Genomic DNA, 25,445 nt, shown 5'->3' on the forward strand with positions numbered 1-25,445 from the left:
TCTTCTCATGCATTAATTTTAAGGCATGAGTGTACCCCTGACATTTCAACACTATCAACTTGCGCGTAAGGTTTTCATCCAACTGATAAATTTCAGGCGTGTAGCAGCATCAAAGCGCTGAAACCACTGTTGCAGATAAGGTAACTCTCCCGCATCCTGCCAGGCAAAATCGAGACTCATCTGGGCATCCGGCGCACTCACCGATTGCAGTGCAAAGCGAGGAACCGATGCCGCCTGGGCAGTACGGTTATAATTCAGCATGGCCTTTTCCAGATCGCTATCGCTACCCTGTGGTAAGCGATCGCGCAGGCTGGTGATTTCATTCCCTCGTTCATCAACGAGCTGGAAATTTAGCGCCTTATCGAACGTGCTGCGTTCTCGTCGGTTGGCCAGAACGGGTAAACGAATCGCGACTGAGGTGGCGCTGGCATTGAACGTGACGATCATCGGCACCGACTGAAAATGCGTGGCATCCGCACAAGGTTTTTCAACGCGAAACAGGAATTGATGCTGCCCACGCTCCAGCTCCAGGCTATCCGCGCCTTTCAGCAACGAGCCTGAGATTTTGCGACCATCGAGCACCAGCAAGTCGATTTCAGGATCGAGTTTGAGGGTGATGGCATGGCAGGATGCCGATACGAGTAACACGAGTAAACTCGTAACAGCCAAAGACAGCTTCATTTCAACTCCCGGAGGATGGGGATTAAGGGTGATGTGTAGCAAATTATTACATTATGGCATTAAATTTACATTTTCACATATTTATTCGTGCTGAGGCGCAAAGTTTTTATCTGAGGGGCTTGCACTGTGTCACGCAATGGCAACTACACTCAGGCGAACGAACAAGGAGAAAAAAATGAATGATCAAACGATTCGTGATGTATTGAGCCGCACCAAACGCATTGCATTGGTAGGGGCGAGCGATCGCGCCGATCGCCCAAGCTATGGTGTGATGAAGTTTTTGCTTGATCAGGGTTATGAGGTTATTCCGGTGAGTCCAAAACTGGCGGGGCAGCAGTTGCTGGGGCAGACCGCTTACGCCACGCTGGCAGAAATTCCGGGTAAAGTGGATATGGTAGATGTGTTTCGCAATGCTGAGGCCGCGTGGGGTGTGGCGCAGGAAGCGATTGCCATTGGTGCCGATACACTGTGGCTGCAATTGGGCGTGATCAATGAGCAGGCGGCAGTGCTAGCGCGCGATGCGGGCATGACGGTGGTGATGGATCGTTGTCCTAAGATTGAAATTCCGCGTCTGGGTATTCCGCCCATCGCGTCGTAAAGCTGAAACGGCGACCGAGGTCGCCGTTGTCATTAATGGCGCAGGCTAGGTGCCTGCAACTGCTGCCGGATGGAAGCAGCAAGTTCATCCATCGAAGGTTGCTCAGGATGCTCATACGACGTTTCACCGGCGAGCTGAATTTCAGCAACATAGGTGTGCACCTGTTCGCCTTCTTCATCTTCCATCACTACGTGATACCAGGGTGCGGCGCGCAGCGTTTCACTGGCGGCTACATCATCTTGCTCGGGTTCATCGAGCGAAAACTCCGGATCGACATCCACAATAACGCCGAGCACCCCGGAGAGACGGTGACGGACCTGCTGTCCAATGCCAAATTTACTGGTAATCATGGTGCCTCCCAAAACTGTGCCCTGTCTCTAATATGGAGGCAGGGTACAGATTTTCAAGTCACAGCACGCGGCAGGCAAAACCTTTCAGATAAAGACCTTCAGGATAGCTGGCGATCACTGGGTGATCGGCTGCCTGACGGAACTGCTCTACAAATTGTACATCACGACCCGCATCCACTGCGGCATCGGCGATAATTTTCTGGAAAAGATCGGTGGCCATCAGTCCTGAGCAAGAGAACGTCAGCAGAATACCGTTAGGGTTGAGCAACTGCATCGCCAGCATATTAATATCCTTATATCCGCGGCAGGCGCCCATCAGCTGATTCTTGTTCTCAACAAATTTCGGCGGATCCATCACGATCACGTCAAACTTTTCGCCGCTGTCACGGTAGCGACGCAGCAGTTTGAACACATCATCACGCACGAACTGTGCACGAGACAGATCAAGGCCATTGAGCTCAACGTTCTGTTTCGCCACATCCAGCGCATCCTGTGACGTATCCACGCTAATCACTTCGCGGCAGCCACCCATCAGAGCCGACACGGCAAATCCGCCGGTGTAAGAGAAGCAGTTCAGCACGCGAGCGTTTTCAGCGTAGCGGCGCGTGGCAAAACGGCTGTCACGTTGATCAAGGTAGTAACCGGTTTTATGGCCACCCTGAATATCGACCAGCAATTTCATGCCATGTTCGGTAATCGGCAGTAACGGCGGCGGCAGTTCACCAGTGACTGGGCCTTGTGTCAGTTCCAGTCCTTCTTTTTTGCGCACGGTAACATCAGAACGATCGTAAATCGCGCAAGTTGGGAAGCACTGCTGTAAGGCAGAGAGAATCGCCGGGCGTTGATATTCAGCACCGGCGGACAGTAGCTGCAGCACCATAAAGTTGCCGAAACGGTCAATGGTCACGCCAGGCATGCCATCCGACTCACCGGCAATCAGGCGATAGCTATCAAGGCCATCACGTTGCGCCAACCATTTGCGCCACTGCTGCGCTTTTTCAAAAGCGCGGACAAAGAAGGCGATGTCGATTGACTCATCCTGCTGCCAGCTCCAGACGCGCGCGCGAATTTGTGACTGTGGAGAATAAGCGGCACGGGCCAGCCATTTACCATTGCTGTCGCAGACATCAATAGTTTCACCAGACTGGGCTTTACCTTCCATACGGGCAACGGCACCTGAGAACACCCACGGATGGCGGCGGAGCAGGGATTTTTCACGTCCCTTTGCGAGAATCAATCGAACGGTCATGTTTGCTATGCTTACCTGAAAAAATGAGGCGCCATTTTCCGGTGGATGGCGGCAAATTGCAACGCACAATGGGGAGATAGCCATGGCGAACACGTGCTACAAAATCTGGGTGCACGGTATAGTGCAAGGGGTAGGCTTTCGTTATTACACCCAGTCACAGGCCAATAAACTGGGCGTTACCGGTTATGCGCACAACCTGCGCGACGGCAGTGTTGAAGTGCTGGCCGCTGGCGATGAACAAAAAGTGGAGGCGTTAATCGCCTGGCTAAAAGCAGGCGGGCCAACCAGTGCACGGGTCGATAAGGTGCTGGTGGAACCTCATCAACCCACGCCGATGCCCACGCGATTTACCACTGGCTGATTACAGACACTTGGCAGGTTTTGGCAGACCGGCAATTTTAGTGGCTTGTTTTGCCGGACCTTCAGGGAACAGTCGGAACAGGTAACGGCTATTGCCTTTTTCCTCGCCATACTTCTGCGCCATGGCTTTCACCAGCATGCGCACCGCAGGGGAAGTATTGAACTCCTGATAGAAGGCGCGCACAAAGTGCACCACTTCCCAGTGAGCCTCACTCATCACAATGGCTTCATTCTCAGCAATCACCGCAGCGAGTGCTTCGCTCCAGTCCGCACTATTTTTTAAGTAGCCTTCCGCATCGGTGGCGATCTCTTTACCGGCAAAAATCACAGTCATTCCTCACAGCATCAATCGGCGTATTGTAAGTTCGCCAACGGCTAAAAAGCAAAAACCCCGCCGAAGCGGGGTTTTGGACATTTACGTCTGTAGCTTAATCTTTGCTGGCGAAGCCTAACAGGCTCAGCAGGCTGACAAAGATGTTATACAGCGACACATACAAGCTCACGGTGGCGCGGATATAGTTGGTTTCGCCGCCATGAATGATGTTACTGGTTTCCCACAGAATCGCACCCGCTGAGAACAGGATAAACAGCGCACTGATCGCCAGATGCAGCGCTGGCAATTGCAGGAAAATATTCGCCACGACCGCAACCAGCAGCACCACGAAGCCAGCCATCATCATGCCGCCAAGGAAGGACATGTCACGACGCGTGGTCAGGACGTAGGCCGAACAGCAGAAGAACACCAGCGCCGTACCGCCCAGCGCCATGGCAATCACATCACCCATGCCTGCAGCAAGGAAGGAACTTAGGATTGGGCCAAGGCAATAACCGAGGAAACCAGTAAAGGCGAAGGCCGCCAGAATACCAGCCGGGCTATTCGCCAGACGGTAGGTCAGGAACATCAGACCGTAAAAACCGACCAGCATCAAAATTAATCCGGGAGAGGGCAGAGCAAAAACGGTGCTGAGCGTGGCAGTGACCGCGGAGAACGCCAGCGTCAGGCCAAGTAAGAAGTAGGTATTGCGCAGCACTTTGTGGGTGCTGATCAGCGATTGCTGCTGTGACGAGCTAATTATTCTATCCATCATGCGCTCCATTATAGAGAGAGAACACCAAATATGGCCTGAGGATACGCAACGGCTACCAGACAGCAAAGTCGTTTTACCCATCTTTACGCGATAAATTGCTGTTTCACTGAGCAGAATGGTGATTTTGACAGCGAAAAAATGGATTTTGGCTGTTTTTCAGGCGAACGATTCAATCCGCGCTTTACATCGTTCGGGGGGATGTTTATAGTGCGCCTCATTGCGGAGGGGTGGCCGAGTGGCTTAAGGCAACGGTCTTGAAAACCGTCGATGGGAAACCATCCGAGAGTTCGAATCTCTCCTCCTCCGCCATCACTCTTGCAGAGTGAAGTGACAAAAAGATTTCCGGAGGGATGGCCGAGTGGCTTAAGGCAACGGTCTTGAAAACCGTCGATGGGAAACCATCCCAGAGTTCGAATCTCTGTTCCTCCGCCATATTAAAGAAGCCCGCAGAAATGCGGGCTTTTTGCTTTTCTGCGTTCCGGAATTCCGAAAAACATCCCGTTGCTTTTCAATCTGCTGCCGTTAACCGACGGCACGCGCGTTTACTGCTATATTCCATTCACGGTTTTTGTAAACATCTGGCGATTTTCCGAGGCAAGCTGGGTTACACTGTGCGGTAATTCGCTCAATGGCGAGCTAATCGTTTGAATGCCAGAGTGTTTCACTGATGAATTATGGAATAGGCACAATGATCAAGAAACTGAGTCTTTGCGCGTTGTCAGTTATCGCTGCGCTCCCGATCGGTATGTCTGCTTACGCGGCAGATGGAGATATGCAGTTACAGCAAGTGCTGATGCTGAGCCGTCACAATCTGCGTGCACCGTTAGCCAACAACGGCAGCGTGCTGGAACAATCCACCAAGAAGAATTGGCCGCAGTGGGATGTGCCCGGCGGCGAGTTAACCACCAAAGGCGGCGTGCTGGAAGTCTACATGGGTAACTATACCCGTCAGTGGCTGGCACAACAGGGTCTGGTGGAAAGCGGCACCTGCCCGGACAGCAGCAACATCTTTGTCTATGCCAACAGCCTGCAACGTACGGTCGCCACCGCGCAATACTTCATTACTGGCGCTTTCCCGGGTTGTGATATTTCCGTGACGCATCAGGATGCGATGGGCACCATGGATCCTATCTTTAATCCGGTGATCACGGACGGCAGCGACGAATTCAATAAGAAAGCGCTGGCGGCGATGACGGCTGCGAATGAGAAGCTGGCGCTGAAACCGGCTTTCCAGCAGTTAGAAAAAATTGTTGATTACAAATCGGCACCGGCCTGTAACGGCAAAAAACAGTGTGATCTGAGCGGCGGTGACAACACCTTCAGCGCAGAAAATGGCAAAGAGCCTAACGTGAATGGACCGTTGAAAATCGGCAATTCGCTGGTTGATGCCTTCACGCTGCAATATTACGAAGGTTTCCCGGCCGATCAGGTGGCCTGGGGCCAGATTAAAACCCCTGAGCAGTGGAAATCCCTCGCGGCAATCAAAAATGGTTATCAGGATGCGCTGTTCACTTCTCCCGATGTCGCGCGTGAAGTGGCCGCACCGCTGGTGGATTACATCCGCAGCCAGCTAGTGGACCAGGACAAAGCGAACGCACCGAAAGTCACAGTGATGGTGGGGCATGATTCGAATATTGCCTCGCTGCTGAGCGCATTGCAGGTTAAGCCATACGAGCTGCCGGGTAACGATGAGAAAACGCCCATCGGTGGCCAGGTGGTGTTTGAGCGCTGGCACGATGCTAAAAACAACAAAGATCTGCTGAAAGTGGAATACGTTTATCAGACCGCAGAGCAACTGCGCAATGCTGATGTGCTGAGCCTGAAAAACCCGCCGAAGCGTGTCACGCTGCAACTGGCAGGCTGTGATGCCGATGCCAACGGCTACTGCAGCTGGGATCAGTTTGCTACCGCGTTGAATACTGCACTGCAGGGTACCCCGCTGCAGCCGGCTGCTCCGGCTCCAGCAGCACAGCCAGCGGCACAACCAGCGCCTCCTGCCGCCAATGACGACGCTAAAACGAAAGCGGATCAAGCCGCTGCAGATAAAGCGGCCGCCGACAAAGCCGCAGCGGACAAAGCAGCTGCGCAGAAAGCGGCTGATGCTAAAGCCGCTGAAGAGAAAGTGAAGGCTGACAAAGCGGCTGCCCAAAAAGCCGCAGAGGATAAAGCGAAAGCTGAGAAAACCACCGCACAGAAAGCGGCGGATGACAAAGCGAAAGCCGATGCCGCCGCAGCGCAGAAAGCGCAGTCAGATGCGACGCCAGCCAAGCCGGAAGGTGAGGCAGCAAAAGCCGCTCCTGCCAGCAACTAACGTCGCTGTAATGAAAAAACCCCGTCGCGACGGGGTTTTTTATTTCCGTTAACCGGCGACGACCACCAGTTTTTGATTCGCAAACTCCTTCAGGCCAAGATCGGACAACTCCCGTCCATAGCCTGAGCGTTTCACGCCACCAAACGGCAACTCCGCGGCGGTATCGCTCTGAGAGTTGATAAACACCATACCGGTCTCGATCTGCGATGCCATGTTGCGCCCACGCAAAATATCGCGCGTCCACACTGAACCGCCCAGACCGTAGTGCGAATCATTGGCCAGTGCAATGGCGGTGCGATCGTCAGCCACCACATAAACCTGTGCCACCGGTCCAAAGAACTCCTGGTAATAGGCGGGATTTTGCGGTGTGAGGCCAGTCAGTATCGTCGGCTGATAATAACAACCCACGCCTTCTATCACTTTTCCGCCCACTTCAACATGCGCACCCTGCTTAACCGCATCCTCAACCTGTTTCACTAAACGGTCGCGAGCCTCTTTCGATGAAAGCGGACCCAGCGTGGTGCTTTCATCCAGTGGATCCCCCGGTTTAGCTGATTGCAGGGCCGCGCTAAACTTTGCCATAAACTCCGTCGCGATTTTTTCGTGCAGGATAAAGCGCTTCGCTGCGGTACATACCTGACCACAGTTACTTAATCGCGCCTGCGCGCCCTGGCGCACGGCTTCGTCGATATCGGCATCGTCCAGCACCACGAATACATCATTGCCGCCTAGCTCCAGCGTGGATTTTTTTAGATGTTTACCTGCTTGTTCCGCCACGGCGCTACCGGCACGTTCAGAGCCCGTCAGCGCGACACCTTGCACGCGCGGATCGGCAATCAGATCGGCGACCTGTTGATTCGAGACAAACAGATTGGTCCACGCCCCCTTTGGCGCACCCGCTTCTTCAACCAGTTTTTCGAAGACATCCGCACAGTGCGGCACAATGTTGGCATGTTTCGCTAGCACCGGATTTCCCAGTGCCAGATTCGGCGCCAGCACGCGCATCAGCTGGTAATATGGGAAGTTCCAGGGCTCGACGGCGACCACTACGCCAATCGGGTGATACTCAAGCCAGGCATCGCCCACCGTGCTGGGATAAGGTTGTGCCTGCAATAAGTGAGCCGCATGTTCGGCATAGTACCGAGCGATCTGCGCGCAGATTTTTACTTCCCCCCGGCTCTGCCCGATTAACTTGCCCATCTCACGACTGGCAATCTCAGCTAATTCGTCAACGCGCTGATCAATTAAATCGGCCAGTCGGTGCAGCACCTGCAGACGTGGCTGCATATCGCCTTTACACCACGTAGAGTGGTAGAGTTCGTCAGCCGCGCTGAGTGCCTGCTGCATATAGGTGTCATCGTGATTAGGCCAGGATTTCAGCAACTGATTATTGGCCGGGTTGATGCTTTGGTAGGCTGACATAAAGGGCTCCTTGGCAGAAAAAATGACAAAGGCGGGACATGCCCGCCTGCGTGTTAAACGTTTTTACGCTCGACTGTTTTGTCGTCCCACGTCAGAACGTCCTGATCGGTCTTATCAAAAGCGCGGAGCAGCACATCGTCGCTACCTTGCTGACGCCAGATTTCTTCCGCGAGTCGTTCGTCATAATTCGCCACCTCAAAAATGGCTTCAGCAATTTCAGGTGAGGTGTGGCGCAGCGTGGCCCATTCGCCCACGTGGTGAGCTTTCGACTGTTCTGTGGCCATAAAGGTCTCCTGTTGTGGATTTATCCTTGCAGTTTTACCGCCAGTCCGGCGACGTATTGGCCCTGATAGCGGGCAATTCCCAGTTCTTCTGCTGACGGTTGGCGTGAGCCATCACCGCCAGCAATCGTGGTGGCGCCATAAGGCGTACCGCCCCGAACCTGAGAAATATCGAAAAGTTCTTTGGTGCCATAACCGATAGGCACGATAACCATGCCGTGATGGGCGAGGGTGGTCCAAACGGAGGTGATGGTTTGTTCCTGACCGCCACCGGTGCCGGTAGAGGCGAATACACTGGCGAGTTTGCCGTACAGCGCGCCTGAGGCCCATAATCCGCCGGTGCGATCCCAGAAATTACGCATCTGACCGGCCATATTGCCAAAGCGGGTTGGCGTACCCACGATGATGGCGTCGTATTGGGTTAAATCTTCAGGTTTTGCTTCAGCCGCTGGCTGATTCACCTTGCCGCCCACCTGCGCAAATCTCTCCGCATCCATGCTTTCCGGTACACGAAGAATGGTGACTTCCGCACCGCTCACACTCTTTGCGCCTTCAGCCACGGCTTGCGCCATGGTTTCGATATGTCCATACATTGAGTAATAAAGCACAAGTATACGTACATTTCGCATCATTCTGTCTCTTTCAGTTTTGACCGTTTCACGAGTATAGTAGACGCAGAGAGGTAGCGAATTTTATGGCAATGATCGTGCAATACATGAGGTGGTCGAGCACTGAACAGTCCAGTGGTGACAGTCTACGTAGGCAGCGTGATATGGTGGCACAATACCTCGCCAGTCATCCTGACGACCACGCACAGCCACAATTTATCTATATCGACAAAGGTATGTCAGGTTTTAAAAAGAAGCCTGTCCAGGTGGCTGATGGTGAATGGATAGAGCAATCCTTAAACCGTTCCACAGGCGAACTCAAACGATTATTCGATGATATTCGTAATGGTAAAATTCCTCGTGGCAGCAAACTTTGTGTTGAGGCGTTTGACCGATTGAGTCGGGCAGAACCTTTCAGAGCTTTTGCCGATATTGGCGAGATAGTTGATGCAGGGATCACCATCGTTACATTACAGGATGGCGCAGAGTACGATTCAACATCACTCAGCCGCAACATGTCACACCTGATGATGGTGCTGATGAAATCCTTCGTGGCTTTCGAAGAATCATTAAAGAAATCGGAGCGTGGTCTTGCTGTGGCGGAAGGGAAGTATCAACTCCACCAATTGGACGGCAAACCGATGAAGTTCGTGACACCTGGCTGGCTCAGATTGGCTGACGGCGTGTTTATCGTTGATGAAGCGAAAGCTGAAATCGTCAGGATGATTTTTAACTACCGAATGCAGGGTGATAGTTTCTACCGCATCGCCATCCGACTGAATGAAGCACGGACACCAACCATCAACCACAGGATGATCCGTTCTGACCGTAGGAAGAAGATTCTCCAATTACAGGCTGAAGGCAAAGATGCGTATGCTGGAGATTGGTCAAGAGAGAGCGTGAAATACCTGCTTCAATCGGAGACGGTGATTGGAACTAAGCCAGAGACTCCATCCAGACCAGCAATCAAAGATTATTATCCTGCAATAATTGATATGCTGACCTTTCGCACTGTCCAGGACATGTCACAAGGTAAACCTCGGGGTAAATGTTCAACAACTGACAGCCCAATTTACCTTAACATCTTCCGCACTCTACTGACGTGTGGTGACTGTGGTCTGACAATGACACCATCAGCGATGCGTGCACCTCTTTACTATGGCGTTTACCGCTGTAATAGCTTTGTTGAGCGTAGACAGAGAGACCCTAATGCAAGTCCTTCACCTGTTCGTTCCCGTGGCGCAGGTAGACGCTCAGACGCAATTCAGGGTACAGAATGTCGCACAGCTTCCCGAAAGGCGTTTGATATCAATCTGTGCAGAGGTTTGTTCGCCTATCTTAAAACAATTTCTGGCAACACAACGGATCATGTCACGCTGAGCAGGCTCGAAACGTTGAAGGCAGAGAAAGAGAAGGTGATTACCAACCTGACTCAAACCATCGTATCGCTGGCTGCTGTTGGTGTACCGCCAGATGTGTTGAAACAGATGGGGAAAGTGAAGAAGGAACTCAATCAGATTGAAAAGGACATCAAATCCGAATATCTGAAAGCCGATGTGCTGAATTCTAACAACCTCGGTAATCTGGATCTCCTGAATTCGAAAGCTGACCGTGCGCAAGCGCAGTCAGTAATTTTGAAGCTTGTCAGGAAAATAACCATCTATGGATCCCGCCAAACCTGTGACATTCATCTATATAACGGCAGCGTAATCTGCCATTTCGAATATCTGAAAGAGTATGACGCAACATGGCAGTTCCAGATTGCCACCGATGATGAACGTATCGCTGAGTGGAATATGCTTGCTGGTGTGTCTGGTGGGATAACAGTGAATGCCGCCAAACCACAAGAAGTTGACAGTTTCCCTGATATGTCTGAATGGCCTGAAGTAGAATCAGACTATCCAAACAAGGATGATTAAAACGCTTTAAGGCGCATACAAAGTTACCCTGTAAGAATGGTGGTGAGTTGAAAGCGGGGAGCATACCCCCGCAATAATCATTTCTGCTGCTCTTTCTCGTGCATCTCTTTGACAGCTTCTACCCAGCGCTTATGACAACCATCACACATCCACATTTCCCTATCTGGTTGATAGTCGCCACACCTTGCCGTGGTAATACCCCCGATCACTTTTCCACAACCATTCTGTAAACGTAGTTCTGCTTTGCTGTAACTGCTCAGATGTCCCATTAGTTCCCACCTTTCAATATTAGAGTTGCTGATTTATTTTGAGTAATAATGAAAAATACTGATAAAAATTGACGTTTTCTTGACACCATGTGAAGATCATTCAATGGGGTTTCACCTTAAGAGTTCCCCTCTTAACAGTATTCTTTACAGATTTCTGTACAGACGGAGCAATCTGGATTGCGACCCAGCAACTTATACAGCGAAGCAAGTTGCAGAGTAAACATTACCCTTCCCAAAACTGGTCAAACCGTACAACGTACACCACATACCTCAAAGACAAATTTCAACAGTTCTCGCTTGCCCGTTTCTATGTCATTGAAAAGCACCGAGTGATAGATCTCATTCTCCCCAGCGAATAGGTGACGATACTCTGGTTTAACCTCAACCGATGTTGCTCGTTTCAACGTGTCAGGTGAGCATCTTATCCTGTAACCTTCACCGTACTTCTGAAGCATGTGCACACCCGTCGATGAGTTACCTTTCCGAACTAAGCTAACCATTCGCATCTCTCCCAAACTCTTAAAAAGCACCATATAGTAGGTTCAGCAAAGAACCTGACCACTACGCGACAAACCCTTATGCACCAAGGTCTGCGAAGGATTCTCACCCTTTAAAGTGGGTCACTTTTCGCGTAAAAACATCATAATTTCTGCTGCCGAGATTCTGTCAATCACTCTGCTGAAACCACTCGCCTATATCATCAATAAATATTGTTGTCAACAATTATATTGACAATTTTGTAAACTCTGGCATACTTAAAGTAAGACCAATAAAAATACTTTTGAAATTCAGGAAAATGACATGAATGACACTTCATCATAAAAAGTGTCCTGTCTGCGGTACTCTCTTTACAGGTCGCGCTATACATTGCTCTGAATCATGCAAGATGAAAGCAAAGCGCCAGAAGCAACAGACAGACACTCATCAGTACCTACGACACACACCCCTTGTCCAGTTCATCCTCAGAAACGCTATTCGCTCAGGTACAATCGCAATTCTTCAGGGTGTCGATCTTCAGGCTCTTTCAGAACTGGTCAACTCTTCCAAACACCTCTGCTGGCAATACTCATCGGCTGTTCACATTTCACATTATGTCTCAGCAAAAGACCGTGGAAGCATCTCACCAGCTAATCTCGGTCTATGGCCTGCCCAGCTCAACCAGCAACAAGGCTCAGTCTCCCTGCTGAATATTGGGCATCGTGTTTCAGACCGCGATTGGCATAACTCATCATTCTTCGTAAACACACCTGACGAAGCATGGAAGAAGCTGATCAAATATCACGGCAGAGAATTACTGAAAATCTCTGGTTTACGTAAACCGAAACGCCTTGATCAGTTTCTCTCTTTACAGCGTCGAGGCTGCAAATATTCATTCAGCCACATTGCCAAACTCTCTGAACAGGACTTCTCCACATTACTTATCAAGCATGGGCTGAAACCAAAACTTCCAGTCGAAGTCCCTGAAAATGAACGTGTGACCAAGCGCCAGCTACTGATCAGAGAACTGAAACGCCAGATCTCTCTATACCCGCACCTTAGAGCACAGCACACATCAGTGCTTGCTAAATCCATTGAACACTATGACGAAATTGCAGAAGAAGCACTATCACTCGCAATCGTCCATAAACACAACGAGGCACTAACAATGCTCAGAAATACCGAGAAACTCTCACAAAACCAAAGCCCAAAAGCATGGCGTGATACAGAAGGGAAATTTCACCCTGTAATTAATCCAACACATGCAGAGGTAGCCGAAATCTACAAATTCCTTGATGCACCAGACTCCGAACAACAGCGCCAGATCGCTAAGTTCTGGAATGCTAAACCAGGCTGCACATACGATATCAAACTACGAAAAGTGATCCGCACATCATCTACATATTCATTCTTCTAAAACAAGGCATTCTCAGAAATGTACAATCTTTCACTTTCACCGACGCCAGAGGTGATCAGTTTTCTGGCTCTTATCCAGTCTGGACAGACAGCATCAGCAGCAGCCAAACAGTCTGGACTGAACATCCACGAATCAATCCTTGTACGTAAAATGGCTGGCTTACCAGTGACAAGTCCTCAGAAAGACATTCCTGAAAAGGTAATCGCACTCCGTTCTCAGGGTCTGAAACATAAGCAGATCGCCTCAGCCCTCCACACCTCACAAAGTAATGTTAACCGGATTCTGTGCCTCAGCCGTAAACAGGGTTTAATCTAATGTCACCACATTTTGTCCAACACTTCTTATTTGATATTGCGCCAACAGCAATGTTTACCGTCCTGTGCCTAAAACTGCTGGATATAAGGTAACTCATTGATTTAATTATAATAAATCTGGTTGTTTTTCTGCGGAGACGTTAATGGTCATCACCGTAGGATTACCCAGCTATCCACCTCATTTGGAAAAATGCATAATGTCCGAAAAATCCAATATTCAACCCGCTGATAATTCAGCCACTGCACCCGCTTTACTCCGCACCTGCATCAATCCAGCAGACATCGACTTGTTCCAGGCTGCTGTGTTCTATCGTGACCCCTTATTACTCAAGTTGTTCTCACTTACACCTGATGATGTTCAGTTAAAAGACCAACTCGCGGTGATGGGCAAATTCAACGCTGATCGAAACGCACAACGCAGACACGATCAGTCCAAGGTGAACAAGCAATTGAAAGAACAAGCCTCAACCTCATCAGAAACTGTGACCCCAGCTAAACCAACGTTTATGACCCATGCCCCGAAGCCTGTTCAAGCCGTGTTCTTTACAACAGTGAAAGAAGCACAATCAGCAGCTTGATATATGAAAAAGCACTATAAGTAGGTTCAGCAGTATCTGATCAGTTACCTAAAAAACCTCCTTTCATACATATAGATAACCTCTATCCAGTAACTCAAAGTGGGTCACTTTTCCGTAAATCTGTACTGGTCAAAGTCTGCTGAACACTGTTCACACTTGAGTCTCATTTGAGTAGACAGCATCGAGACCTCTGAAATATCCTCCTTTTTAGTCTCATAAATGAATTGTTTTAACTTATATGATACTGTATTATCAAAGTCACTTAATTGAGACTCCGTGAGACTAAACATGAAAACGTTCGGATATGTAAGGGTAAGCAGTAAGGATCAGAATGAGTCACGCCAGATTGAGGCTCTGAAAGGTCTGGTGGATGAAATTCTTATCGACAAATGCAGTGGTAAAAATGCTGATCGTCCACAGTTACAGGCATTGTTCCAGAAGGTGCGCTCTGGTGACACGGTCAAGATAAAAAGCGTGGACAGGTTAGCTCGTAATACACGTGATTTACTCGAAATCCTCGATCACCTTACTTCACAGGGCATCAAAGTTATATTCATTGACAACAATATGACTTTTGATGACACACCCACCAGCAAGTTCTATGTGACCATGCTCGGTGCAGTAGGTGAGTTGGAACGTTCATTCATCAGACAGCGTCAACAGGAAGGTATTGAAATCGCCAAAGAGAAGGGCGGTGTCTTTAAAGGTCGTCCTAAAGATGAAGAACTTCGCAAGACGGTTGCTGGATACCTTGCCAAAGGCAGCTACACAAGTCAGGAAATCTGTAAACTTGCAGGTGTTAGCAGGGCGACATTTTTCCGCATCAAGAAAGAACTCGTATGAATGTTCTTATAAGGTGGCTATCTGTGGTTGGAGTTTGATTGCACTATAAACAGAGTCTGACCACCGGCCTTATTTCCCTATCTGGACAGGAAAGTCCATCATATTTTGAAATTTTGCCAGAAAAGCGTTCTCATTCTCCACAGCCCTTAGCACCTGTATAGCCACTTCAAAGATATTTCCCACCAACCCCGATGACCACCAGCAATTGAGACCACTCGCGTTAAGAAAAAAATTAAAAATCACAAATAAATCCAACTGTCAACAAATAAAACTTGACCTTTTGTTAACATTCCTGTAACATGTACTTGTAGATCACAAATCTCCTCCAAACTCTATCAAGAGAGCCATAGCGCGGTGTTCTGTGCCACCGCCTATTCTCCAGTTCGTATCCGCAAAGCCTTCTTGTTCGGTCGGCCTCAAATCCTGAAAGTCTCAGCGCCCCTCTCCAGCGTCTCCAGACTCAGGTGCAAAACCACTCCCCCTGTTTCCTTGCAGGGATTCACAGGTGTGTGTTGGTGGTCTTTGCGATGCGTACTATCTCGTGTCAATCCTGAATTCATATCTCATTGATATAAATAGCCTGTTCCTACTGTGATTAGGGCAGGCACTTTTTCAACTAAACATGGAATCCCTGCAAATGCTATCCACACTCGTCTTAACCTTTGGCGTTCTTGCTATATGGCATATTGAATCACTCCACCAGCAAGAGGTGACCAAATGAACAATCAAATTGATGAACAAGGTTTAAGGGTAAAAGCACGTAGGAAATACCTCTCTGAAAGTGTTAACCCTCTAATACTCAAAGAAATCAAAAACCCCTCGAAAGAAACCATTCCCGCTGAATATTTCCAACCGACCAAAAAGCCAACTGCGCAAGAACGACATGAGGCATTGCTGAAAGAAATGAACAGCCCTGAATTTCAGATGGAAATTAACACTGCTGCTGAAAGAGCCGCGAATGCAGAACGAGGGACACGATAATGAACATTATCCAATGGCGTAATGAGAGTGATCTTTCTGAAGGTTTCATTCTCGATATGGAAAACCTATCTGCACACGACCTCATACAGTTTTACAGTAGAGCCAACGAGCACATCTCAAATTTTACCGATGCATTTTTGATGATGGGTTTAGACATTCATCTTGCGGAAGAAGCAGCAAGAGAAACCTACACCAAGGCAAGAACATCCCTTAACAATATCATCGACAAATATCGTGACATGCCCGTGAATTATCTACCCGCTTCACAATCACCTTTACAATAAGAGTCCCTGCAAATGAACACCTTTGACATCCTTCCTGACGAAGAACAGCAACAAACATACCGTACATCTGACACTGCTGATGAACTTGGCACACCTCAAAAATCAGACCAGCTCAAAGCTCGTGAGAGAGAAGCTAATGGGAAGGCATTAATCGCACAGCTTAATCCAACCCCTGTATCCTCTACTGGCGTGTATCGCTCAGAGTGGGACGACATAACAGGCAGGCTAAAACAAGTTCCAATTAATCAGTTGGAAACAGTTGATGATCTCGCAGACCGTTTCCAACAGGAAGCGGAGGCGTTCAATCAATCCCAACGTGACCAGCGAGAAAATGAAAAAGACGGTAAAAAGCAAGATTTTGACTCATTGTTTCCATCTGAACAGCGCTTGGCAATTGAACGTTACTACACACCATTAATTCGCAAGCTATCTTCAGAGCACGTTGAATGCTGTGATCGTGTCACTGAATTTGAAGCCGACGAATTACGCTACCGGAGCCTTATCGAGAATAATTGGGCATTCGAAGGTAAACATCCCGATGTTAAGATCCTTTACTCAGCAGGCGCACAGCATTTTAAACATATGCTTGAGTCTGGCGCATTCAACGTTGATGGTTACAAGCTCGCAGCACAGCGTACAACTACAGGTGGCGCGTCTCGTGTCTTCCTGATCCCTAAGAATGTACCAAATCTGATGTCATATGCAGACGCATCAGAAGCGAAAGCCCTTAGCCAGACAGAATATCAGCGTGATCTTGAACGCCTGATTACCAAGCGTAAACAGGCTGCTGTGAAACTGACTGATACTAAGAAAGCAGCACGCGATGCCCTGGCATCAATCCCTTCGTTTGAAGAACTAATCAGTGACTCGGTGAAACGTGCGCTACGCAAATAACAATCAAGACCCCTCTTAGAAGCTCACGACATTTCGTGGGCTTTTTCTATTTTTAAGGCTCATAAATGTCCAACCATCAAACCGTGGATCAGTTCGTCATTGAACTTGGATTCTCAGAGAAAGTCCTTGCTGGCCTAAACCGTGTCGAAAAGCAGGTTATGCCTATAGCCACCAGAATTGAAAAGCGCCTCGACAAAGTCTTTTCAGCAAACCGTTCACAGAAGATGGAACCAACCTTCCGAGCTATCGAGAAACGCGCAGCCTTGGCAGGGCGCAATATCCAGAGATCATTATCCAGCGGTTTCAATATTCGTAATGCTGACAGTGGTATGTTCACCCGTTTCCAGAGAGAAGGGCAGGCCGCAGCAAGGGAAGTGGGGCGCTCAATCCGTGATGCTTATCGTATCCGTGGCTCTGCCATCCCACCTCTACCGCCATTACAGCGCCCAGGACAACCTCGCCAGCAGAGAAACCCTCGTCAGGTGATTGAAGACCTCCACCAGCGCCAGTTGACCTCTGGTTTTTACGGAAATTTGACCTTACGTGATGCTGATCGTGCTGCACAGTACCGTTCTCGCCTTGAACGCTTGAGAATGGAATCCACCGCTGCTGGTGATATTCGTGGTTTTAGAAATGGTCTACGAAGTCTCAATTATGAGTTTGCCCAAGGCCAACGTCAGGCAAGCATTCTACGCTCTCAGCAGCGCCTACAAGCACTCGAAGCATCTAACGCTGGGAATGGGTTATCGCGTCTCACAGACTCCGCTACAGGGCTTCTGGCTGGCTTCTTCGCCCTAAACAAAGCAATGAACTTTTTGCAGGAAAGTATAACCGTTGGCGGAAAATTTCAGCAGGCTCACACGATGGGCGTAGTTGCTTATGGTGATGAGGCTGAAAACACCCGCATGACGATTAAAGCTGACCAAACCTCACGCGCATATGGCCTTGACCCTCTCCAAACCAGAGAGCAACAAGCGCAGATGCGCATGACCATGCCAGACTCTTTCAGCAACGACCAGATTTCTCAGCTTTTTGAGAATGAATCCGTATTTGCGCACACAACGGGCATGTCTCCAGATGCTGTAGGTCGCTTGAATTACGCTTTTCAGCAGATTGCGACAAGTGCTCACCTCATGGGCCAGGACTTCCTCCAAGTCGTAAATGCCAGTCCTGCACTGATTCGGGGGCTTCAGAAACTTCATGGATTTACTAACAGCAGCCAGCTAAAAGAATATTACAAAACCGTACCAGGCAGCGCGTTTGTCTCTGACAGTCTCAAGGTGATGACTCCGACAGAGCAGCAGAAGCAACTGGCCCAGAATAATATCATCGCTGCACAGGGCAGACTTGCGGGATCACTCCAGTTTGCTAAACGAGACTTCTTTGACTCGATGGAACGTCCTATGGTGCGTCTGTTCGCTACTCTGACAGAATCAGCGGATAACCTCGGCTCAACGCTTAAACCTGTAGCAGTGTCAGTAGGATTCCTTGCAGACAGACTTTCTGACGTGGCAGAGAATGCCAACTCAGCAGCATCAAATCTTACAGGCTATGCGGTTCTCGCTTCAAAACATTGGGATGATTTCTATTCTGGTCTCGACAAGTCTGCCCAACTGAATTTGACCAAGTTATCTGGAATTTTTAACGAATGGTTCGATACGTTGCTTGTGATTATCGCTGGTAAACTTGCGATTGCTGGAGCAGGCAAACTTGGCAAGATGGCTGGATTAGGCTCAGCAGGTGAAATGATGGGAGCGGCTGGACGCACTTTCGGAATCGCGGCTGCTGTGGTGATGGGCAAAGAACTTGGAGACCTGTTGTTTGATAAGTTTATCCCGCAGTTCGAAAAGTTTGCTCATGATAAATGGGGATGGGGTGGTAAGGATGGCACTGAAACCACACATGGTGGTAACGCTCTGAAAGACAGTCCTGTTGACCGTGTCTGGACATGGGCAGACAACATGATTGATATGATTAAGAAGTCACCAATGCCCAATGCTGGCGGTTTTCCTTCTTTATCAGGTGCGATTGCCAGTCCACCAGCTTTACCTCCTAAGCCAATTACTTTCGCACCTCTGAAAATTGAAGTCGTGTCCAATGGCAAGATCAATGTGACTATGCCTGATGGCTCTATGCAGCGAGTTGCGCTCGATGTTGTACAGCAGCAACATGAAGTACAAATGATGAGCGCTCAGGGATTAGAGGGAAGCTGGCAGGGTGCTGGACAGAATGCTGGATGGAACCCTTCATCTCTTCTCCGAAGCAACTAACCATGTTAACCCCGTTCGGTAAAAGCTGTTCGGGGTTTCGATTTATCCGTTTTCGGATAAGCATCTAATATATAAGAGATATATTCACAACATGATAGTGCTTTTTACTTGTAATGGTAAGGTGAAAGCCTCAATATTGGTTGTAATGTAAACAGTAGATGGAGCAAAAAAAATGCAGCCAGAACAAACACAATCCTATAGTTACAGCAGCAAAGATGAGGTTGATTCAATGCTATTGGATATGTCTAAAGACCCGACCATATGGAATCTTGATGAGGTAACACGAAGATCACACATGCATCTGTTCGACACTGAAGAATTAAGAGAGTATTTTTTAATCAAAGGTAAACAGATGCTTGGTGAATAACACTATTTAAGCGATAAAACCCCGTGGTTGAAATAACCAGCGGGGCTTTTTATTTTATTAAAATTGTGGCGGGATGGTTACATAATAACTTCCATTATCTTGAGTCTTGATAGCAATATTCAATTCACGGCCATTATCAAGTATCGCTCTTCCTTTCGAAAAGTTATCTGTGACCTTCTCAGTAATAGTCACTTTCACACATTTTGCAGTGTTATTGTTATTCTCCATTATCTCAGTAACTGTCCCACACGCTGCTTTTTCCAAGTAGCCTTGGTTAATCTGGTGGTCTGCCCAAAAGTATGAAGCAAAGATGATAAGAGTCCATACAACCACCTGTAGCATATGGCTATCAGTCAGCACGGCGCGCCTTCTGAGGTAGATAGCGGGGACGATTACACCCAGCATTGAAGGTGCCATCCAACCTTGTTTAACAACTTCTTTCCTATCCATATATGCAGCAACAATCACCACTGCCCAATAGACAATAAGAATAATCATCCAGTCAAACGGTAAAAAGAATAATAATGGTGAAACAGCTAAAATCCATGCCCAAATGTTTTTCATGTTTTGTAGTCCATAATCTAATTATCTGGTGCGTTAATACAACAGTCACCATAAATAGGAGAGTACCCAGGTTAATATGCTTTTGCATTTGGTTACTGTACTGGAAAGCACAAACCAACCAGTTTCTAAATCTAAATTTTAACCAGCAGCTTACCCCCTTCAATGATTTTTCTACAAAGTTCACCATCAGCACCATACACGGTGACGTGGCATTTGGTTCGCTCAATTTTACCACTCGACCAAGTCACCCATTCACCACATACGAACACGGTTGAGCCTTCCGGGATGTGAGTAATAAACATCTCTCTAACCACATGTACCCTATGATCTGCAACTGTCTCTGCCAACGCCAGCAGTTGGTCTTTTACCATCTGATTAAATCCTTCTAAAGTTCATTATCCGACACACTGAAGCTACAGTGCCCATTGAACCCTACATTAACCGCGATACTGTGACCGTGGCTATCATACACGCAGATGAGATCGTTGTTCTTGTCCCGGTATTTATCCTTCAACTGTGCAGCGTTAGCATTGCCAGCCACCAACAACACTATGCCTAAAACATGTACTTATTCATTTGTCACCCAATTATTCATTAAAAACAGAGGGTCAAAAACTTCATCAAGATGTCTCACTCGATTTCATGCAGATGCATTGTAATAGAGTTTATTTGACCAAAACTTTTGCCATGGTTTTCTATCCTGCTGAGGGTGATGAGTATTCAGAAGTATAGAAGAGACTGCGTAAGGTGCCGGAAGGGAGGAAAAATGGATACGTCTAGCGCTGCGCTTTTTACCGGGCTAACCGCTTGTAAGCTGGATGTTAATCTGGTTTATGATGGAAAAATAAGTGAATTATATGTTTCAAAGTATGAATATTAGCCGAATATCAGACTGGCCTGGCTATCCTTTTATCAGGTGGCGCGAATACTCCGCCGCCTTGCTTTTCACCACATTGGATGAAAAGGCCTAACCACAGATGCTCAATCCCTGGAGGAAATGATGGCACAACATCGTGGAGGATCAGGCAATTTCGCGGAAGACCGCGAGAGAGCCGCGGAAGCCGGTCGTAAAGGCGGAAAAAATAGCGGCGGTAATTTCAGGAATGACCCGCAACGCGCTTCCGAAGCAGGTGAAAAAGGGGGACGCAGTCGCAGCAAGAAATAATGTGATTGTGTTTGATTCCCCCCTCCGCCGGGTTCGCCCGGCGGTAACAAAGATTGCTTTTCCCCTCCTGACCAGGCAAAAATGATCGCCAATCGATTATTTTGGTGCGTTATGTCTGCTTCTAACTCCCGTCTCAGCCTGCGTATTACGCGTCAGGAACTCGTTCTCATCTTCATTACCATGGTTTGGGGTGGCACCTTTTTGGTGGTGCACCGGGCGATGGCACATTCCGGTCCCTTTTTCTTTGTGGGGCTGCGCTTTGCCACTGCATCGTTATTGCTGGCCTTCTTTTTTCGTCGCTACCTGAAACATATGACATGGCTCGAAGTGAAAGCCGGTGCGCTGATTGGCGTGTCGATTGCGGGTGGCTACGGCTTACAAACCTGGGGGATGCAAACCATCTCCAGCAGCCAGTCGGCGTTTCTGACCGCGCTGTATGTGCCGGTGGTACCGTTACTGCAATGGGTGTTTCTGCGCCGTCCGCCAGGGTTAATGGCATGGCTTGGCATTATGCTGGCGTTTACCGGTTTAGTGCTGGTGGCCGGGCCACAAGACGGTAGCCTGACGTTGAACGCGGGTGAGATAGCGACACTACTCAGCACGCTGGCGATCGCAGCTGAAATTATTCTTATCAGTCGTTTTGCGGGTCAGGTTGATGTGCGCCGAGTGACGCTGATTCAGCTGATGGTCGCATCGGCCTGTGCCTTTGTCTTTATGATCCCTAACGGCGAGTCAGTCCCAACGATCTCTACGCCATTGCTGTTGAGTGCGCTGGGTCTGGGTGCGGCCAGTGCACTGATTCAGGTGACAATGAACTGGGCACAGCGCAGCGTGTCACCGACACGTGCCACAGTGATTTACGCGGGTGAACCGGTCTGGGCAGGGGTAGTAGGACGGATTGCAGGTGAACGTTTACCGGCCGCAGCCCTGTTGGGTGGTGCGCTGATCGTCTGTGGGGTCATCGTCAGCGAGTTACGACTTCGCCGCAAGAAAGCGGTGCCTGAGCAGGCACCGCTGGAGCCTTAAGGATGTTGTCGTGCCGCCTGGCCTGCCAGCGCGGCGCCCCGACGTTTAAGAATGGCGTTAAGAATGATGGCACCGAAAGTCGCGGTGCCAATCCCACCAATGGTAAAACTGCCGATCTTTAAAGCAAAATCACCAGCACCCAGCACTAACGTGGTGGCCACCATGATCAAATTGCCGTTCTGACTGAAATCAACGTTGTTTTGCACCCAGATCCGCGCACCTGCCACGGCAATCAAGCCGAATACGACAATAGAGGCACCGCCAATCACCGGGCCGGGAATGGTATGGATCAAGGCACCAAACTTCGGTGAAAAGCCGAGTATCAGCGCAATCACTGCTGCCGCGACAAACGCCAGTGTCGAATAGACTTTGGTCACCGCCATTACGCCGATATTCTCTGCGTAAGTTGTCACGCCGCTGCCTCCCATTGAACCTGACAGCATGGTGGCGAGGCCATCCCCGACAAACGCACGTCCCATCCAGGGATCCAGATTGCGTCCCGTCATACCGGCGACGGCTTTAATATGCCCCAGGTTTTCAGCCACCAGAATGATGGCCACAGGGGCAATCATCACTATCGCCTGCATATCAAACACCGGTGCGGTGGTGTGCGGTAAACCAAACCAGGGCGCACTGGCGACACCGCTGAAATCGACTGGCTTACCGAGGCCAAACACATTGGTGAGCAAGGCGTAGATCGCCCAGGCGACAATCAGGCCAACCAGAATCAGCAAGCGCTGAACCAAACCGCGTGTGAAGACTGCAACCACGCCAATGCATAACACCGTCATCACCGCCATCCAGCTGTCAAACATCGATGCAGATACACCGTGCACGGCGATCGGAGCCAGATTCAGGCCAATCGCCATCACCACCGCACCGGTGACGACGGGTGGCATCAGGCGCTCAATCCAGCCCGTGCCGACTTTCATTACGATCAAGCCAATCAGTGTATAGAGTGCGCCACACGCGATGACTCCGCCCAGCGCGAGGGCCAGATTGGGGTTCAACCCCTGGCCGTTGAATCCGGTCACCGCGATAATCACCCCGACAAAGGCGGCGCTGGATCCAAGATAACTCGGCACGCGTCCGCCAGTGACCACAAAGAACAGCAGCGTGCCGATACCGGAAACCAGAATCGCCAGGTTGGGGTCGAGTCCCATCAACAACGGCATTAGCACCGTCGCGCCAAACATTGCTACAGCATGCTGCAGGCCCATGACAAACGTCTGCCCGAACGGCAGGGTTTCATCCGGTGCAATCAGCCCATCTTCGGTCATGGCTGACTTTTTCTGCCAGCGGGGGAACCAGGAATTCGCCATCGTTTTCTCCAGGATATCGGTGGAACCGGGCCGCGCAGAGCGGCGTTAGCGGGCGTCCTGCCGTAAAAGGTGATGATATCCACGGTCAAACCACGCCAGGCCATGGGAATCATCGTTACGTACCAGCGCAAGTGCTTCACACATCAAAACGTCGTGTGTGCCAACACTGACCACCTGGGTGATTTTGCAATCGAACGACACGGTGGCACCCTCCAGCAGCGGTGAACCGCTGGCCAGCGTGTGCCAGTTAGCCGCAGCAAAACGCTGTTCCATCGGCGTCTTCCCGCCAAACAGTGTCGAAAGATCTTCATGACCGGCCGCCAGGGTGTTGACGCACAGATAGCCATTGTCCCGAAAGGTCGGCCAGACTGAGGCCGAACGATTCAGACACACCAGCAAAGTGGGCGGCGTATCCGTCACGCTGCAGACAGCAGATGCGGTGAATCCGGCGCGACCAGCCGGACCGTCGGTGGTGATAATATTGACCGCCGCCCCCAGTCGTGCCATGGCATGGCGGAAAGCATCGCGATCTACATTCGGTACCAGCGGCAGTTCAAGCACACTCATGGTTTCACTCCTCTGTTCAACTGGCGGCGCGCTGTGCAGGTGCAGCCGTTTCGGCCAGCCACCCCAGCAGCAGAGCGTTAAACTTATCGGCATCGGTCACGCTCATCGCATGCCCGCCCCACGGCATCTCAATCAGACTGCCATTCGGCAGCGCCTGGGCCAGTTGTGGAGAGCAGCTCCACGGCACCAGCAGATCGTCCTGGCTACAAATGGCTAACACAGGCTGATGAATCCGCGCCGCATGCGTACGGAAATCACTGTTCATTAATGCATGCAAGCGGCGCAGCAGATTTTCCATGCCCTGAAAATGGGTCACGTGATGGGCATCTTCAGCGGTGATGCGCGCCTGATGGCGCGCCAGCCATTCAGCCGGATAGAGGAACAGTGGCTGCGCTCGCACGAAGGCTTCAACGCCTACGTTGAGCAGGAGATCCTGCCGCACCTGGAAGCAGCGTTGCGTGTGAGGATCCAACGAGAGCCAGCCATTAATCACCACGACGCGGCCGACACGATCGGGATAATCCAGCGCCAGCTGCAGGCCAATCAGGCCACCCAGTGCGTGGCCAATAATGTCGTAATGGTGAATGTCATGCTGCGCCAGTAGCTCAGCCAGTTCGGCGGCCATCATCGCCATGCTGTAGCCTTCAGGCAGCGTATCGGCACTGCGACCGGTACCGCGCTGATCGTAAGTCACCACGCGATAATGGGGAGCGAGCGCCGCCAGCTGGGGTTGCCAAAAGCCCGCCACGCCACCCAGGCCGGACGACAGCACCAGTGTTGGCGCGTCGGCAGCGGTTAAACCATGAATCTCAAGGTGCATTACGCCTCCTGCGGCCCGATGTGCGCGACGCTGGCAATTTCAATCAGCGCATCTGGTTTAACCAATCCACACTGAATGCAAAAGCGCGCGGGTTTGTCGCCGGGGAAATACTCGGCGTAGACCTGGTTAATCGCGGCGTAATGGCTCCAGTCGGTGAGGAAAATAGAGTTGAAAGTGACGTCACTCATGCTGCCACCGGCGGTCTCGATCACCTTTTTGATGGTTTCCAGTACGTGTCGGGTTTGTGCCGCGGCATCGCCGACGTGGACGACATTGTTACTGGCATCGAACGGTAGCGTGCCTGACACGTACACCACGCCATCGGCCAGGGTTCCTGGCACAAAGGGCGCAATCGGGGTGCCGCTGCCGGCAGGAATAATCACACTTTTAGGCATCGTCGCAGTTCCTTATCGTTATGGT

28 protein-coding genes and 2 tRNA genes are annotated in these 25,445 nt (G+C 50.0%); 16 read left to right on the forward strand and 14 right to left on the reverse strand.

The window, feature by feature from the left end:
- Positions 1–54 precede the first annotated feature (54 nt).
- Positions 55–681 carry a YccT family protein gene (locus AC6I8L_RS07000; RefSeq protein WP_058959659.1) on the reverse strand — a complete coding sequence of 209 codons (627 nt, stop codon included), beginning with the start codon at positions 679–681 and terminating at the stop codon, positions 55–57.
- 175 nt (positions 682–856) lie between these two features.
- Here AC6I8L_RS07000 and AC6I8L_RS07005 point away from each other — a divergent pair, with 175 nt between their 5' ends.
- Positions 857–1,279 carry a CoA-binding protein gene (locus AC6I8L_RS07005; protein WP_034820410.1) on the forward strand — a complete coding sequence of 141 codons (423 nt, stop codon included), beginning with the start codon at positions 857–859 and terminating at the stop codon, positions 1,277–1,279.
- Between the two features lie 32 nt (positions 1,280–1,311).
- On the opposite strand, the gene hspQ is transcribed toward AC6I8L_RS07005, so the two are convergent.
- Both hspQ and rlmI read right to left on the reverse strand, forming a co-directional pair.
- Positions 1,312–1,629, reverse strand: a complete 318-nt coding sequence (gene hspQ, locus AC6I8L_RS07010; RefSeq protein ID WP_034820407.1) for a heat shock protein HspQ — start codon at positions 1,627–1,629, stop codon at positions 1,312–1,314.
- A gap of 58 nt (positions 1,630–1,687) precedes the next feature.
- The gene (gene rlmI / locus AC6I8L_RS07015; RefSeq protein WP_058959658.1) at positions 1,688–2,878 is read right to left on the reverse strand and encodes a 23S rRNA (cytosine(1962)-C(5))-methyltransferase RlmI; all 1,191 of its coding nucleotides are present in this window, start codon (positions 2,876–2,878) and stop codon (positions 1,688–1,690) included.
- An 82-nt stretch (positions 2,879–2,960) separates the two neighbouring features.
- On the opposite strand from rlmI, the gene yccX reads away from it, so the two are divergent.
- Positions 2,961–3,239: an acylphosphatase gene (gene yccX / locus AC6I8L_RS07020; protein ID WP_058959657.1), complete on the forward strand. Its 279-nt coding sequence runs from the start codon at positions 2,961–2,963 to the stop codon at positions 3,237–3,239.
- On the opposite strand, the gene tusE is transcribed toward yccX, so the two are convergent.
- Both tusE and yccA read right to left on the reverse strand, forming a co-directional pair.
- On the reverse strand, positions 3,240–3,566 hold the full coding sequence (tusE, locus tag AC6I8L_RS07025) for a sulfurtransferase TusE (protein WP_038647738.1): 327 nt from the start codon (positions 3,564–3,566) through the stop codon (positions 3,240–3,242).
- Between the two features lie 100 nt (positions 3,567–3,666).
- Positions 3,667–4,323, reverse strand: coding sequence for an FtsH protease modulator YccA (gene yccA, locus AC6I8L_RS07030; protein WP_034820380.1), 657 nt, complete (start codon positions 4,321–4,323; stop codon positions 3,667–3,669).
- Between the two features lie 224 nt (positions 4,324–4,547).
- Here yccA and AC6I8L_RS07035 point away from each other — a divergent pair.
- The 3 genes from AC6I8L_RS07035 (at position 4,548) to agp (ending at position 6,637) form a co-directional block, all read left to right on the forward strand.
- A tRNA-Ser gene (locus AC6I8L_RS07035) sits at positions 4,548–4,635 on the forward strand.
- Positions 4,636–4,670: 35 nt separating this feature from the next.
- A tRNA-Ser gene (locus AC6I8L_RS07040) sits at positions 4,671–4,758 on the forward strand.
- 256 nt (positions 4,759–5,014) lie between these two features.
- Entirely contained in the window at positions 5,015–6,637 is a 1,623-nt protein-coding gene (agp, locus tag AC6I8L_RS07045; protein WP_201785662.1) for a bifunctional glucose-1-phosphatase/inositol phosphatase, read from the forward strand.
- A gap of 48 nt (positions 6,638–6,685) precedes the next feature.
- On the opposite strand, the gene AC6I8L_RS07050 is transcribed toward agp, so the two are convergent.
- From AC6I8L_RS07050 to wrbA, 3 genes are read right to left on the reverse strand one after another with little or no spacing between them, the layout of a single operon-like run.
- The gene (locus AC6I8L_RS07050; RefSeq protein WP_058959655.1) at positions 6,686–8,059 is read right to left on the reverse strand and encodes an NAD-dependent succinate-semialdehyde dehydrogenase; all 1,374 of its coding nucleotides are present in this window, start codon (positions 8,057–8,059) and stop codon (positions 6,686–6,688) included.
- Between the two features lie 53 nt (positions 8,060–8,112).
- Positions 8,113–8,343: a YccJ family protein gene (locus AC6I8L_RS07055; protein ID WP_038647733.1), complete on the reverse strand. Its 231-nt coding sequence runs from the start codon at positions 8,341–8,343 to the stop codon at positions 8,113–8,115.
- Positions 8,344–8,363: 20 nt separating this feature from the next.
- The gene (gene wrbA, locus AC6I8L_RS07060) at positions 8,364–8,969 is read right to left on the reverse strand and encodes an NAD(P)H:quinone oxidoreductase (RefSeq protein ID WP_058959676.1); all 606 of its coding nucleotides are present in this window, start codon (positions 8,967–8,969) and stop codon (positions 8,364–8,366) included.
- A 65-nt stretch (positions 8,970–9,034) separates the two neighbouring features.
- Between wrbA and AC6I8L_RS07065 the strand changes: the two genes are divergently transcribed.
- The 9 genes from AC6I8L_RS07065 (at position 9,035) to AC6I8L_RS07105 (ending at position 19,561) form a co-directional block, all read left to right on the forward strand.
- Positions 9,035–10,867 (forward strand): recombinase family protein, encoded by a 1,833-nt coding sequence (locus AC6I8L_RS07065; protein ID WP_058959654.1) that lies wholly within the window; start codon positions 9,035–9,037, stop codon positions 10,865–10,867.
- Positions 10,868–11,941: 1,074 nt separating this feature from the next.
- Positions 11,942–13,030, forward strand: a complete 1,089-nt coding sequence (locus AC6I8L_RS07070; RefSeq protein ID WP_058959652.1) for a DUF2116 family Zn-ribbon domain-containing protein — start codon at positions 11,942–11,944, stop codon at positions 13,028–13,030.
- Between the two features lie 457 nt (positions 13,031–13,487).
- Positions 13,488–13,922, forward strand: coding sequence for a hypothetical protein (locus tag AC6I8L_RS07075; protein ID WP_058959650.1), 435 nt, complete (start codon positions 13,488–13,490; stop codon positions 13,920–13,922).
- A gap of 288 nt (positions 13,923–14,210) precedes the next feature.
- Positions 14,211–14,765, forward strand: a complete 555-nt coding sequence (locus AC6I8L_RS07080) for a recombinase family protein (RefSeq protein WP_058959649.1) — start codon at positions 14,211–14,213, stop codon at positions 14,763–14,765.
- A 717-nt stretch (positions 14,766–15,482) separates the two neighbouring features.
- Positions 15,483–15,746 carry a hypothetical protein gene (locus AC6I8L_RS07085; RefSeq protein ID WP_058959647.1) on the forward strand — a complete coding sequence of 88 codons (264 nt, stop codon included), beginning with the start codon at positions 15,483–15,485 and terminating at the stop codon, positions 15,744–15,746.
- A complete protein-coding gene (locus AC6I8L_RS07090; protein ID WP_058959646.1) occupies positions 15,746–16,030 on the forward strand; it encodes a hypothetical protein in 285 nt (94 codons plus the stop codon). The genes AC6I8L_RS07085 and AC6I8L_RS07090 overlap by 1 nt, the downstream gene beginning before the upstream one ends.
- A 12-nt stretch (positions 16,031–16,042) precedes the next feature.
- On the forward strand, positions 16,043–16,924 hold the full coding sequence (locus AC6I8L_RS07095; protein WP_153012270.1) for a hypothetical protein: 882 nt from the start codon (positions 16,043–16,045) through the stop codon (positions 16,922–16,924).
- Between the two features lie 65 nt (positions 16,925–16,989).
- A complete protein-coding gene (locus AC6I8L_RS07100) occupies positions 16,990–19,194 on the forward strand; it encodes a hypothetical protein (protein WP_058959644.1) in 2,205 nt (734 codons plus the stop codon).
- A gap of 172 nt (positions 19,195–19,366) precedes the next feature.
- A complete protein-coding gene (locus tag AC6I8L_RS07105) occupies positions 19,367–19,561 on the forward strand; it encodes a hypothetical protein (RefSeq protein ID WP_058959643.1) in 195 nt (64 codons plus the stop codon).
- 57 nt (positions 19,562–19,618) lie between these two features.
- Here AC6I8L_RS07105 and AC6I8L_RS07110 read toward each other — a convergent pair whose 3' ends face one another.
- Together AC6I8L_RS07110 and AC6I8L_RS07115 are read right to left on the reverse strand one after the other, a co-directional pair.
- On the reverse strand, positions 19,619–20,125 hold the full coding sequence (locus AC6I8L_RS07110) for a hypothetical protein (RefSeq protein WP_058959642.1): 507 nt from the start codon (positions 20,123–20,125) through the stop codon (positions 19,619–19,621).
- A gap of 131 nt (positions 20,126–20,256) precedes the next feature.
- Complete coding sequence (locus AC6I8L_RS07115; protein WP_058959641.1) at positions 20,257–20,496, reverse strand: hypothetical protein; 240 nt, start codon at positions 20,494–20,496, stop codon at positions 20,257–20,259.
- A 629-nt stretch (positions 20,497–21,125) separates the two neighbouring features.
- Between AC6I8L_RS07115 and AC6I8L_RS07120 the strand changes: the two genes are divergently transcribed.
- Both AC6I8L_RS07120 and AC6I8L_RS07125 read left to right on the forward strand, forming a co-directional pair.
- Complete coding sequence (locus AC6I8L_RS07120; protein ID WP_071845623.1) at positions 21,126–21,290, forward strand: con-10 family general stress protein; 165 nt, start codon at positions 21,126–21,128, stop codon at positions 21,288–21,290.
- 111 nt (positions 21,291–21,401) lie between these two features.
- Positions 21,402–22,316 (forward strand): DMT family transporter, encoded by a 915-nt coding sequence (locus AC6I8L_RS07125; RefSeq protein WP_058959675.1) that lies wholly within the window; start codon positions 21,402–21,404, stop codon positions 22,314–22,316.
- On the opposite strand, the gene rutG is transcribed toward AC6I8L_RS07125, so the two are convergent.
- The 4 genes from rutG to rutC are packed head-to-tail and all read right to left on the reverse strand — an operon-like array spanning position 22,313 to position 25,420.
- Positions 22,313–23,638 carry a pyrimidine utilization transport protein G gene (gene rutG / locus AC6I8L_RS07130; protein WP_058959639.1) on the reverse strand — a complete coding sequence of 442 codons (1,326 nt, stop codon included), beginning with the start codon at positions 23,636–23,638 and terminating at the stop codon, positions 22,313–22,315. The two genes, AC6I8L_RS07125 and rutG, sit on opposite strands and share 4 nt — an antisense overlap.
- A gap of 45 nt (positions 23,639–23,683) precedes the next feature.
- Positions 23,684–24,205 (reverse strand): NADH-dependent FMN reductase RutF, encoded by a 522-nt coding sequence (rutF, locus tag AC6I8L_RS07135; protein ID WP_058959638.1) that lies wholly within the window; start codon positions 24,203–24,205, stop codon positions 23,684–23,686.
- 16 nt (positions 24,206–24,221) lie between these two features.
- Complete coding sequence (gene rutD, locus AC6I8L_RS07140) at positions 24,222–25,025, reverse strand: pyrimidine utilization protein D (RefSeq protein WP_058959637.1); 804 nt, start codon at positions 25,023–25,025, stop codon at positions 24,222–24,224.
- Complete coding sequence (rutC, locus tag AC6I8L_RS07145; RefSeq protein WP_058959636.1) at positions 25,025–25,420, reverse strand: pyrimidine utilization protein C; 396 nt, start codon at positions 25,418–25,420, stop codon at positions 25,025–25,027. Before rutC ends, rutD begins: the two co-directional genes overlap by 1 nt.
- Positions 25,421–25,445: the final 25 nt, after the last annotated feature.

It is taken from the genome of Type-E symbiont of Plautia stali (genome assembly GCF_059731115.1).